Raw genomic sequence first — 11,997 nt, 5'->3', positions numbered from 1 at the left:
GACTTCATTTACCGAATTGGCGATGATAAAAAAAGCAGCATATTATTTCATTTCACTCTGAACAGGAGCTTTTCATGGCTACAAACACATTCAAGCAACAGGTCGATTCCATCATTCAAAGCAGACACCTGCTGCAGCATCCGTTCTACATTGCCTGGACCGAAGGCAAACTGACTCGTGAACAACTACGCCACTATGCTGAGCAGTATTTCTACAATGTGCTGGCAGAGCCTACCTACCTCAGCGCAGTTCACTTCAATACCCCGCATTTCCATAATGTGGAAAATAGTGGTGATATCAGCATTCGTCAGGAAGTTCTGAAAAACCTGATCGATGAAGAACACGGAGAGAAAAATCATCCTGCTCTGTGGAAAGCATTTGCATTTGCGCTGGGAGCCGACGATGCCAGCCTGACACAAGCCGATGCGCTGCCGGAAACAGAAAACCTGGTGGCAACTTTCCGTGATATCTGCATCAACGAACCATTCTATGCAGGATTGGCCGCATTACATGCGTTCGAATCTCAGGTGCCTGATATTGCTGCCGTCAAAATCGACGGTCTGGCCAAGTTTTACGGTATGAAAGATCCGGACAGCTACGAATTCTTCTCGGTTCATCAGACAGCCGATATCTTCCATTCACAAGCCGAATGGGCAATCATCGAGAAATTTGCCGATACACCGGAAAAACAGGCTGAAGTACTGGCCGCTACACGCCGGGCTTGCGATGCACTGTGGAAATTCCTGGATGGTATCCACGAAAATTACTGTGCCAATCTCATTTGCGAGGAAAAAACCGCAGTCACCCTGCACTGATCCTGCAAGTCTGATAAGCAAACAACCCATACCGGGCAGTCGCCTTCCTTAAACCGGAGATGACTGCCCGATCGTCTTTCTGGCCTCCCGTTTTTTCTCTTTCCTTTTCCCGCTCAGTGGCCTGATTCCATCCAGCCTGGCAAAGCAGATCTGACCAATAGTCTCCAGAAAATCCTGCAGATAACGCAATGAAGCATCCTCTTCCCGCACCGAAAGGTACAGATCGCTCCACAATCCACGGGTGCCGATACGTTTGGCAATCACATACTCGTAATCCAGGTAGTTTTTGATGCCCCAACCGGGCAACGCGGCAATTCCCCGCCGGCTCGCCACCAGTTGCAGAATGGCCACGGTCAGCTCGGTCGTTCGCCGCTGCCAGCTGACGCCAGCGGGAATCAACACCTGCCGGATCAGATCGATCCGTTCCTCGGGGACCGGATAGGTAATCAATACATCCTGTGCAAAATCAACCGCCTCCAGTACCCGTTTGTTACCGAGTACATGACCTGGCGCCAGCACTGCCAGAATCTCAAAGCGGAACAGCGGAAAATGAACGATTCCCTGCTGCGGCCTGTTTTCGGAGCCGATCACCACATCGGCAATATCCTGTCTGAGCAGCGCTACCGGATCACTGTGAAAACCGGAAACCAGATCAAGTTCCACTTCCGGCCAGTGCTGCCGAAAATCATCCATGATGGGCATCAGCCAGTCGAAACAGGTATGACATTCCAGCACAATCCGCAAACTTCCTGCCGCCTGCCGGGCTATTTTTGCCAGATCCCGCTCTGCTGACTGAACTTCTCCCAGTATTTTCTCCGCCAGTTTTACCAGACGTTTACCTGCCTCCGTCAACTGCACGGCATGACCGCTGCGTTGAATGAGGGGCAACTGATAATACTCCTGCAATGCCTTGATCTGATGAGATAGTGCGGACTGAGTCAAATGCACACGCTGCGCCGCCAGCGAAATGCTGCCGGTCTCGTGTAATGCATTCAACGTACGGAGATGCCGCAATTCGATCATATATGAAAATTATTCATATTTTATTACAAAAAGTTTCATTTGATTCATTATAGAGCATTCTACAGAATGGTGATTTTTCCGATCATGTAGAGAGAATTGAATGAGAACACTGACACATAACCTCGGATTTCCGAGAATCGGCGCACAACGCGAATTAAAAAAAGCACTCGAAACTTACTGGAAAGGACAAAGCGATGTCGATCAACTGCTGGCCACAGCGCGTGCAATCCGTACCGGTAACTGGCTGTTACAGCAAAAGGCAGGAATTGACCTGATCCCGGTAGGCGATTTTTCACTGTACGACCACATACTCGATATGACCACGTTGCTCGGAGCGATTCCTCACCGTTTCGGTAATACCAGTGACAAAATTTCTCCTGCTCTGTACTTTGCCATGGCACGCGGTACCGCCGATCAGCCGGCAATGGAAATGACTAAATGGTTCAATACCAATTACCATTACATCGTTCCGGAATTTGATGACACCACCCAATTCCGCCTGGCATCCGACCGGCTGTTCCAGGAAATCGAAGAAGCTAAAGCACTGGGAATAACTGCAAAAGCTGTCCTGATCGGTCCGCTGACCTATCTGTACCTTGGCAAGGAAGTCACACCCGGTTTTCAGCGACTGGATCTGCTCCCCCGCCTGCTGCCGGTTTACCGGGAAATCCTGCAAAAAATCGCTTCGCTGGGTGTGGAATGGGTACAAATCGATGAGCCCATCCTTTCTCTCGATCTCGAACAACCCTGGCGGGATAGTTTTGCAGAAGCCTATCACACACTGCATGACAGCAGCTGCCGCCTGCTGCTCACCACTTACTTCGGTACGGTTGATCACCATCTTACCCTGCTCAAGAATCTGCCGGTGGATGGGCTGCATATCGACGTAAGCAGCGCCCCGGAACAGCTCGAATCATTTCTCACCGAAGATTTCTCCGGTAAAACACTGTCGCTGGGTTGCATCGATGGACGCAATATATGGCGCACCGATCTGTCGCAAAAACTGGAAACACTGTCGCAGGCTGCATCCCGATTTGCGGGTGAACTCTGGATTGCTCCGAGCTGCTCCCTGCTGCATTGCCCGGTGGATCTGGCACTGGAAACGAAACTGGAGCCGGAAATCAAAAATTGGCTGGCATTTTCCGCTCAAAAGCTGGAAGAAATGACTACACTCGGGCGTGGATTGAATCAAGGTAGAGAATCAGTCGAAGCGATTCTGACTGCCTCGGATGAAGCCAGGCGATCGAGGATGGAATCCAGCCGCATCCATAATCCGATCGTTCACCAGAGAGTCGATAATCTGACCGAGCGTGACAGTCAGCGTAACCACCCCTTTGCAACCCGAAAACATCTGCAACAGCAACGCTTCAATCTGCCCCTGCTGCCTACCACTACGATAGGTTCTTTTCCACAAACTGGCACTATCCGCCAGGCACGTGCTGCGTTCAGGAAAAATGAGCTCAGTCATCTCGAATATCTGTCAGCCATGCGTGCCGAAATTCGGGAAATGATTCGCAAACAGGAAGAAATCGGACTGGATGTGCTGGTTCATGGTGAGCCCGAGCGCAATGACATGGTGGAATATTTCGGTGAACAATTATGGGGCTATATCTTCACGGAAAACGGCTGGGTACAAAGCTACGGTTCCCGCTGCGTCAAGCCTCCCATTTTATATGGTGATGTCTACCGTCCTGAAGCCATGACTGTTGAATGGATAAAGTATGCCCAGAGCCAGACCGGTAAACCGGTCAAAGGTATGCTGACCGGGCCGGTCACCATGCTGATGTGGTCGTTTGTGCGCGATGATCAGCCGCGATCGACCACTGCACTGCAACTGGCGCTGGCAATTCGTGATGAAGTCGCAGATCTGGAAAATGCCGGCATCGGTATGATTCAGATCGATGAACCGGCATTTCGTGAAGGGCTCCCGCTCAGAAAACAGGACTGGAAATCTTATCTGGACTGGGCGGTAAAAGCATTCCGTGTCGCCAGTTCCGGCGTGAAAGACGAAACTCAGATTCACACTCATATGTGCTATTCCGAGTTTCACGATATCCTGCCGGCCATCGCCGAACTGGATGCCGATGTAATCACGATCGAAACTTCACGCTCCCGCATGGAACTGCTGGATGCCTTCGTGAAATTTTCCTATCCGAATGAAATCGGCCCCGGTGTGTATGACATTCATTCCCCCCGGGTACCTGATGCATCGGAAATGCTTGAACTGCTGAAAAAGGCTTCCCGGTATATCGATCCCACGCTGTTGTGGGTCAACCCGGATTGCGGCCTGAAAACACGCAACTGGCCGGAAACGCAGACAGCCTTGCAAAAAATGGTGGATTGCGCAAAAACCCTGCGCAGCGCGCTGCAAGCCTGACCACCAGCCATCACATCTTCCCTGTGGTTACCGGGTACGATTCCAAGCCAACCTTTCCCTGGCTGCCTGCCCGTGTAACCGTCATCACCCCAAATACCAGCCTCACTCACTATTTGGATTTCGAGTGACATAACTTCGGATCAAAGAAAAATGGAGACAGTCAGAAAAACGATTAACTCAGCACCTTTTGCAAATCTGACAGCAAGGCAAAGTTGTTGGTGTTACCTCCGCCAGCAGAGATATCGACCATATAGTCTCATGGCCAATACCCATGCTGACGGCGATGGCGAAATGGGCAGGTTTTTCTGCGAATTCAGCACCTGCGGAGAGCTTTTGCAATCCGCATTCTCAGCGCATTGAGCTTGATGAAACCTGCTGCATCAGCCTGATGATAAGCCCCACCATCTTCTTCAAATGTCGCAATGTCGGGGTCAAATAACGAGTCGGTCCGGGAATCACGCCCGACAACCATCACATTACCCTTATACAATTTGACTCTGACCCGGCCATTCACATTCACCTGGGATTCATCGATGAGCACCTGCAACAGTTTTCTTTCCGGACTCCACCAGTAACCGTTATAAATCAGCGCTGCATAACGCGGCATCAGATCATCTTTCAAATGCGCGACTTCGCGGTCAAGCGTAATGGATTCGATTGCACGATGGGCACGCAACATGATCGTGCCACCAGGCGTTTCATAACAGCCGCGTGATTTCATCCCGACATAACGGTTTTCCACCAGATCGAGACGGCCGATACCATGTTTTCCACCCAACTGGTTAAGCCTGGTCAGAATGGCTGCGGGAGACAACCTTTCACCGTTCAATGCAACAATATCACCGCGTTCATATTCCAGATCCAGATATTCAGGCTCACCTGGAGCAGTTTCAGGAGAGACCGTCCAGCGCCACATACTCTCCTCCGGCTCCGCAGCCGGATCTTCCAGCGCACGCCCCTCATAAGAAATATGCAACAGATTGGCGTCCATGCTGTAGGGCGATCCTGCCTTCTGCTTCATTTCGATCGGGATACCCTGCTTCTCGGCATAAGCCAGCAGTTTTTCACGCGAAGTCAGATCCCACTCGCGCCAGGGAGCAATTACCCGAATATCCGGCTGCAACGCATAGTAACCAAGCTCAAAACGTACCTGGTCATTTCCCTTCCCGGTGGCACCGTGAGAAACCGCATCCGCGCCGGTCTGCTGCGCAATTTCAACCTGACGTTTGGCAATCAGCGGCCGGGCAATACTGGTCCCAAGCAGATATTCCCCTTCATAAATCGTATTGGCACGGAACATGGGAAAAACATAGTCACGTACGAACTCTTCGCGCAGATCCTCAATGAAGATTTCCCTGATGCCAAACTGTACGGCTTTGGCACGCGCCGGCTCAATCTCCTCGCCCTGGCCGATATCCGCCGTAAAAGTAACCACCTCACACTGATAGGTATCCTGCAGCCATTTCAAAATGACTGAGGTATCCAGCCCCCCTGAAAATGCCAGTACTGCTTTCTTGACTTTATCCATGTCTCTTCACAATTAAAAAATTCCCGAATAATCGAAAACTACCTGACACCAATTCTGCCCAGCAGTAAATATTCCATCAGTGCTTTTTGTGTATGCAGCCGATTCTCGGCTTCATCCCATACCACCGACTGAGGGCCATCAATGACCTCCGCATCCACTTCTTCACCGCGGTGTGCCGGCAGACAATGCATGAACAGGGCTTCTTCTTTGGCACAGGCCATCATCTCAGCATCCACCCGGAAATCTGCAAAATCATTTTTGCGCGTATCCGCCTCATCCTCGAAACCCATGCTGGTCCACACATCAGTCGTGACCAGATCGGCGTCTTTTACTGCATCATGCGGGGAGACAAATTGTTCGTAGTGATCCGTGCCATACAGACCCGCCCGTTCCGGCTCCACTTCATAACCCGGTGGCGTGGAAACATGCACGTTGAAGTCAAACACCTCAGCAGCCTGCAGCCAGGTATTGCATACATTATTGGAATCACCGATCCAGGCCACAGTCTTACCCGCAATACTTCCTCGATGTTCCATGAAAGTGAAAATATCTGCCAGAATCTGGCAGGGATGGTATTCATCTGTCAAACCATTGATCACCGGTACCCGTGAATTTTCAGCAAAGCGTTCAATGACCCCATGCTCGTGAGTACGTAAGGTGATGATATCGACCATTCTTGAGATAACCCTGGCAGCGTCCTCCACCGGCTCACCACGACCCAGCTGAGTATCGCGTGTCGAAAGGTAAATAGCACTACCACCCAATTGGTGCATCCCTGCCTCGAATGAAAGACGTGTACGGGTCGAATGTTTCTCGAAAATCATGGCGAGCGTACGGTCGGTCAGTGGCCAGTAGCGACGGTATTGCTTGAATTCATTTTTGATCCAGCGCGTCCGGTCGAACAGGTATTCATATTCCTGCCGGTCAAAATCCTTGAATTGTAAAAAATGCCTGATCTGCATAAGTGATTTTTACTAATGAAAAATTTTCGAGAACACTCGTGTCCCGTCTCGATCATCAGATCAACGGGGCTGAAATCCGGTCGCGTCTGGAAAAATACAGCAAGCAGGGAATCTGCCGGGGGATAGATCTCTCAGGCAGTCGTCGTACGACGGCTGCCTGATGGCTATTTCACCCGGCTCTCAAGAAACCAGGTAATAAGTGCAGAAACCTCGGTCACCACCTGTTCTGCTTCTGCTTTCTGCATATTTAATGCCGGCAGCAACCGCACCACTTTCTCGGAGGTGACATTGATCAATACACGACGTTTCAGTGCTTCAGGCACAAGCTCGCTGCAGGGTCCCGGCAACTCGATCCCGATCATCATCCCCTGCCCGCGAATTTTCAGAACATCCTGCCAAGCCTGTAAACGACGCCCGAATTCCTCCCGCATGAAATTACCGATGGTTACCGCATTATCCATCAGCCCTTCCTGTTCGATGATATCGAGGGTAGTCAATGCTGCCCTGCATGCCAGCGGATTGCCACCAAAGGTGGAGGCATGGTTACCGGGTTTGAATACTTCCGCTGCTTTCCCACCCGCCAGACACGCACCAATCGGCACGCCAGAACCCAAACCTTTTGCCAGTGTCATGACATCCGGCATGACCTCACTGTGCTGAAAAGCAAACCACTTGCCCGTACGCCCCAGACCGCACTGTACTTCATCGAGCATCAACAACCAGCCATTCTGATCACAAATCCTGCGCAGCCCCTGCAGATAATTGGCCTGTGGAAAATTGACTCCCCCTTCACCCTGATAGGTTTCCAGCAGGATAGCCACGATTTCTCTGTTGTTAGCTGCTACTTTGTTGACTGCTTCCAGATCATCGTAAGGCACCCGCACGAACCCGGTCAGCAACGGTTCAAAACCTGCCTGGGTTTTGCGGTTACCCGTGGCAGTCAGTGTTGCCATCGTCCGGCCATGAAATGAACGTTCCATCACAATGATCGTCGGCAGGTTGATTCCCTGGTTATGGCCGTAAAGTCGCGCCAGCTTGATGGCAGCCTCATTTGCTTCCGCTCCGGAATTACAGAAGAAGGCTTTCTCCAGGCCCGACAGGCTGGTCAATCTGTCAGCCAGTCGTTCCTGATGCTGGATATGGTAGACATTGGAAGTATGGATCAACGTCGATACCTGCTCGCACAGTGCCTTTACCAGCACTGGATGGCAATGCCCGACTCCGCAAACCGCGATACCCGATAACGCATCGAGGTAACGGTTACCCTGATCATCCCACAGCCAGACTCCCTCGCCCTTGACAAAGGTAACAGGAAGCCGTGCATAAGTATTCATTACATGAGACACGAAAGCACACCTGATATTTTTCTGATCCTGAAACAATATGGCGGCTTGCGCCGCCACTCCAGGGGATTAATCCCCTCACATCCAAATTTAATAATGTTCACTTATTTATCATTCTATTTCAAGCAGTTTTTCTGATAGTGCCTGGAATGACAGCTCATCAGCACTGCCATTCCAGGCTATTTTCTCTGCCAGGAACCATTTTCCTGCTGATACCACCAGCCTGATCTGGCCGATGCAATCCATCGCTGGGCGAATGTCGAACGGATATTGCCTTCCCACTCGGGATGATTATTGGCCAATGCAATTTCACGATAGAGTGCGTTACGATCCTGATTCTCGGCAGCCACAAGGGAATTGACTGATTGCCGTCCGGATAATGGTACGGCATTAGCGTCACGCAGAACGATCAGACCATCACGAGTCAGACCTACCGCACCGCTGTCATAAAATGGCACCAGTTGACCATGACGCTGTCGCATGTTTTGCTTCAACCGGGTAACCGCCGGGGTATTGGCTTCAAAATCCACTGCAGTCGCAGTACCGGCATACAAAAGGCAGCCCAGTGATACCAGCATCATGAATCGGACTAACTGTTTATACATGGATATTTCCTCTCAAGAACAGGGTTCCCACGGCCATGCAAAATCTTATGGTTTGGTTTTGCCGGTTTCACTGTCAGTTTTATCGCTGACATCATTACCCGGTTTATTCCCTGATCGATCATTTTTGCCGCTGTTCCCATCGGTCTGCCATACTTCTTCGATGATTTTATCAGCCACTTTTTCGGCCGCTGCCGCCGGAAAGTAGATGTTGATGGTTACACAGCCAGTCAGTACAAAACCGGCAGCTACCAGCAGAATCGGGGTGTAATAACTTTTTGTCATCGTCATCAGTGAATAATCGGGTTGCCGCTCTCAATGGCATGTCTCAGGCGCTCGAGCAGCTCAGGCCAGTCCACTTTCCGATTATAGCCGGTAATGGTAATTGCCGGTATGCCACTGCCCTTGATCAGCATATAGCCTCCATCATGAGTTGCCGGTCCTATTCCTCCCATATTGCAGACACTGCCGCGTAACTTGCAGCTCCAGCCGATTTCCGCATAGCCAAATTGCTCGAACAAACCAAGAAAACTTTTCTGAATAGCTGTCACCGCCAATCCACCTCCCAGTGCAATAAGATTTTTGATTGCCGCCTGACTGATCCTGCGTTTGTAATCTCCCGCGCTGCTGGCCAGTTTTGCGTCAAACTTCACCGGCTCCCAGTTAATCAACTCAAGGTCATCGATTTCCACATCGACTCGCCCCTGCATATTTCCAAACGAGTAGGCACGCGTCAACAGATCAAGGTCGATATGATACATGGCCATATCCATGGTCAAGTGCGGTGTCAGGCTGAGGGGGCCGGACAATGCCAGATTTCTGGCTACCGCAACCCCGTCGAATATTCCAAAAACGAGTTCGCCGTCCATCGTCATAATTGAATTGGCGTAGCTCATTCTCGGTATGGTGCCGGACAATGTCCCGAACATCGGTTGAATATGCAGGGATTCGGTCAGTTTCTCCATGGAGATCGGGGCAAGTAATCCATCGAATTGCCATTGCCAGCCGGACGCCTGCATGGACGCCATGAAATTTTCTATCAGCATTTTTCCGTCCAGTACCGGTATTTCTGCACAAGGGATACTGAACCGCATCCCGTCAGTCCCGATCGGGATATATGTCTCCCCTAGAGGGATTCCCACCATCTGGGCGTTGCTGAACCGGATCGACCCATCCCGTTTTTCGTTGCTATTCCATGGTATATGGGCATTCAGCCTTTCAACCGCAAACCGTCCGTGCGCGTCGGTCAACGATACATCCTGCAAACCGACGATTAATTCCTGGTTATCGTTACCCTGATAGCGCCAGTCAATGTTCACCTGCCCGGCAGCCTCTGTCTCAGCCAGCGCAGTATCCACAGCCAGCGGCCGGATGATGCTGCCAAACAAAGCAGATAATTCCAGATCTCTGGCCGATAACCACGCCTGCTGCAATGACTGGTCCGCAATACCGGCCACTGCAGAAAAATCAGCCTTACCTGTACCCGCCAGATTGAATTCACCCTGCGTTATATTGATACGCTCATCTTTTACCGTTCCTCTGACAGTTAACTGATGCCCTTCTCCGGAGAAATAAAACGGTTGCCAGAAAATTTCACCCTCTGGCCAAGTGATTTTGCCCCGCCACTGCCAGTCATTCCGTTTTTGTTGTGCATCTGCGTCAAGCTGCAGATCGATCCCTTCGCCCGCGTGTAAACCACTCGCATCACTGAAGGATAATTTACTGATACCCAACCATGCTGACAGTGCTGAAACTGAAGCGTTGTTCCCGCTCAGACGGATGTTTCCATTGAGTATTGCCTGATGCACCTGTATCCGGTCATCTCCCTGAGGCAGCAGATCAGCCAGAAATTTTCCCTCCCCGTTTACTACTTGCAGGACACCTTGCCACTTGCTTGCCTGCCAGTTGACCTCCAATCGCCATTTCTCCTTTGATTTATTTGAGGCTGGCCGGATTTCAAGCACAAACTGTTTATGTTGCAAGGAAAGCCGGAAAATCATTGTCATAAATCGCTCACCGATCTGCAACGTTCCCGTATTGCAATTCATCGATTCGCGATCGATATGAACCGGATTACATCTCAAGCGTAAGCCATGCCATGTTTGCTTTCCGATCGCCACTTCACCCAAATTGATTTCGAGGCTGGGTGACGGAGCACCGATCAGCTTGATACCGGCAGAACGAATACTGAAAACAGGGTGCCGGATGTTCTCCAGCGTAAAATCAAAGCGGGGAGTGGCGGCAATGGCCGGGAAACATAAGACAAGAATCAGAAAAAACAACCAGAACCGTGTAAACAGTCGGTACACACAATCCAGAAAACCGCCACGATGAAACCAGAGTCGATCCGGTTTCATGCCTTTCAGTAAGGAAAAACCCCGGTCGATAAGTAGCGATCCCCGCGATCGCATACGATAAAAACAATTACTGCGTTCTGCACCTGCGCGGAAACCTTCAGAGCGGCTGCCAGAGCCCCTCCAGAAGAAATACCGGTGAACAATCCTTCCTCACGCGCCAGACGGCGAGCCATTTCCTCGGCTTCCTGCTGGGATACCAGCAAAATACGGTCAACCAGCTCCGGCTGGTATATTTTGGGCAGATAAGCTTCCGGCCATTTACGGATTCCGGGAATCTGTGCATTCTCCTGTGGTTGCACACCGATAATTTCCACCTTCTGCTCCTGTTCGCGGAAATAGCGGGCACAGCCCATGATCGTGCCGGTCGTTCCCATACTGCTTACGAAATGTGTGACCGTTCCCGCCGTATCCTGCCAGATCTCGGGGGCTGTAGTTTCATAATGCGCCAGCGGATTATCGGGATTGGAAAATTGATCGAGAATGATGCCCTTGCCGGCATTGCACAGTTGCTCAGCAGTATCTCTGGCCAGCTCCATGCTTCCCTCTTTGGGAGTCAGAACAATCTCGGCACCATACGCAGACATTACCTGACGGCGCTCCAGGCTCAGATTCTCCGGCATGACCAGAATCATGCGATAACCCAGAATCGCCGCTGCCATGGCCAGTGCAATACCGGTATTGCCACTGGTTGCTTCGATCAGCGTATCTCCCGGCCGGATGTCGCCGCGTTGCTGTGCACGCATGATCATGGAATAGGCTGGCCGATCCTTGACTGAACCAGCCGGGTTATTGCCTTCCAGCTTTGCCAGAATGGTATTACTGGTTTCACTCGGAATACGCTTGAGCCGAACCAGGGGAGTATGGCCGATGAAATTTTCGATGGTGTTATGCATGCCGGGATATGCGCTGTCACAAACAAAATCAGATTATCTCATACATACAAAAACCCCCTTGTGAATTCCTGCCACACAAGGGGGTTGCTTAGGGCTC

Annotated in this window: 11 protein-coding genes; 3 read left to right on the top strand and 8 right to left on the bottom strand. The window is 51.0% G+C overall.

Annotated elements, in window-relative coordinates; all coding sequences use genetic code 11:
- The first annotated feature begins 74 nt into the window (after positions 1-74).
- Positions 75-815, top strand: a complete 741-nt coding sequence (locus HRU73_RS03150; protein WP_276678619.1) for a 4-aminobenzoate synthase — start codon at positions 75-77, stop codon at positions 813-815.
- A 48-nt stretch (positions 816-863) separates the two neighbouring features.
- On the opposite strand, the gene HRU73_RS03145 is transcribed toward HRU73_RS03150, so the two are convergent.
- Positions 864-1,838: a LysR family transcriptional regulator gene (locus tag HRU73_RS03145; RefSeq protein WP_281871787.1), complete on the bottom strand. Its 975-nt coding sequence runs from the start codon at positions 1,836-1,838 to the stop codon at positions 864-866.
- A gap of 100 nt (positions 1,839-1,938) precedes the next feature.
- On the opposite strand from HRU73_RS03145, the gene metE reads away from it, so the two are divergent.
- Positions 1,939-4,215: a 5-methyltetrahydropteroyltriglutamate--homocysteine S-methyltransferase gene (metE, locus tag HRU73_RS03140; protein ID WP_287399417.1), complete on the top strand. Its 2,277-nt coding sequence runs from the start codon at positions 1,939-1,941 to the stop codon at positions 4,213-4,215.
- A gap of 313 nt (positions 4,216-4,528) precedes the next feature.
- On the opposite strand, the gene HRU73_RS03135 is transcribed toward metE, so the two are convergent.
- The gene (locus HRU73_RS03135; protein ID WP_287399416.1) at positions 4,529-5,743 is read right to left on the bottom strand and encodes an argininosuccinate synthase; all 1,215 of its coding nucleotides are present in this window, start codon (positions 5,741-5,743) and stop codon (positions 4,529-4,531) included.
- A gap of 38 nt (positions 5,744-5,781) precedes the next feature.
- The gene (gene argF / locus HRU73_RS03130; RefSeq protein WP_011112006.1) at positions 5,782-6,705 is read right to left on the bottom strand and encodes an ornithine carbamoyltransferase; all 924 of its coding nucleotides are present in this window, start codon (positions 6,703-6,705) and stop codon (positions 5,782-5,784) included.
- Between the two features lie 38 nt (positions 6,706-6,743).
- Here argF and HRU73_RS03125 point away from each other — a divergent pair, with 38 nt between their 5' ends.
- Positions 6,744-6,866 (top strand): hypothetical protein, encoded by a 123-nt coding sequence (locus HRU73_RS03125; protein WP_281871783.1) that lies wholly within the window; start codon positions 6,744-6,746, stop codon positions 6,864-6,866.
- 3 nt (positions 6,867-6,869) lie between these two features.
- Here HRU73_RS03125 and HRU73_RS03120 read toward each other — a convergent pair whose 3' ends face one another.
- From HRU73_RS03120 to cysM, 5 genes are all read right to left on the bottom strand, one after another.
- Entirely contained in the window at positions 6,870-8,051 is a 1,182-nt protein-coding gene (locus HRU73_RS03120) for an aspartate aminotransferase family protein (protein ID WP_281871782.1), read from the bottom strand.
- A gap of 176 nt (positions 8,052-8,227) precedes the next feature.
- Entirely contained in the window at positions 8,228-8,653 is a 426-nt protein-coding gene (locus tag HRU73_RS03115) for a YdbL family probable chaperone protein (protein WP_011112008.1), read from the bottom strand.
- A gap of 45 nt (positions 8,654-8,698) precedes the next feature.
- Positions 8,699-8,941 (bottom strand): hypothetical protein, encoded by a 243-nt coding sequence (locus tag HRU73_RS03110; RefSeq protein WP_011112009.1) that lies wholly within the window; start codon positions 8,939-8,941, stop codon positions 8,699-8,701.
- The gene (locus tag HRU73_RS03105; RefSeq protein ID WP_287399412.1) at positions 8,941-11,061 is read right to left on the bottom strand and encodes a hypothetical protein; all 2,121 of its coding nucleotides are present in this window, start codon (positions 11,059-11,061) and stop codon (positions 8,941-8,943) included. The genes HRU73_RS03110 and HRU73_RS03105 overlap by 1 nt, the downstream gene beginning before the upstream one ends.
- Positions 11,013-11,900, bottom strand: coding sequence for a cysteine synthase CysM (gene cysM, locus HRU73_RS03100; RefSeq protein WP_287399410.1), 888 nt, complete (start codon positions 11,898-11,900; stop codon positions 11,013-11,015). Before cysM ends, HRU73_RS03105 begins: the two co-directional genes overlap by 49 nt.
- Positions 11,901-11,997: the final 97 nt, after the last annotated feature.

This window comes from Nitrosomonas sp. H1_AOB3 (assembly GCF_015709435.1).
GTDB classification, from domain to species: Bacteria; Pseudomonadota; Gammaproteobacteria; order Burkholderiales; family Nitrosomonadaceae; genus Nitrosomonas; species Nitrosomonas europaea.
Note: the sequence above shows the minus strand (reverse complement) of the source record. Positions and strands in the feature narration are given on the sequence as shown.

Excerpts from the sequence above, each read along its gene's own strand:
- HRU73_RS03150 (WP_276678619.1), top strand. The coding sequence starts at position 75 with ATGGCTACAAACACATTCAAGCAACAGGTCGATTCCATCATTCAAAGC.
- HRU73_RS03145 (WP_281871787.1), bottom strand. The coding sequence starts at position 1,838 with ATGATCGAATTGCGGCATCTCCGTACGTTGAATGCATTACACGAGACC.
- metE (WP_287399417.1), top strand. The coding sequence starts at position 1,939 with ATGAGAACACTGACACATAACCTCGGATTTCCGAGAATCGGCGCACAA.
- HRU73_RS03135 (WP_287399416.1), bottom strand. The coding sequence starts at position 5,743 with ATGGATAAAGTCAAGAAAGCAGTACTGGCATTTTCAGGGGGGCTGGAT.
- argF (WP_011112006.1), bottom strand. The coding sequence starts at position 6,705 with ATGCAGATCAGGCATTTTTTACAATTCAAGGATTTTGACCGGCAGGAA.
- HRU73_RS03115 (WP_011112008.1), bottom strand. The coding sequence starts at position 8,653 with ATGTATAAACAGTTAGTCCGATTCATGATGCTGGTATCACTGGGCTGC.
- HRU73_RS03110 (WP_011112009.1), bottom strand. The coding sequence starts at position 8,941 with ATGACGATGACAAAAAGTTATTACACCCCGATTCTGCTGGTAGCTGCC.
- HRU73_RS03105 (WP_287399412.1), bottom strand. The coding sequence starts at position 11,061 with ATGCGATCGCGGGGATCGCTACTTATCGACCGGGGTTTTTCCTTACTG.
- cysM (WP_287399410.1), bottom strand. The coding sequence starts at position 11,900 with ATGCATAACACCATCGAAAATTTCATCGGCCATACTCCCCTGGTTCGG.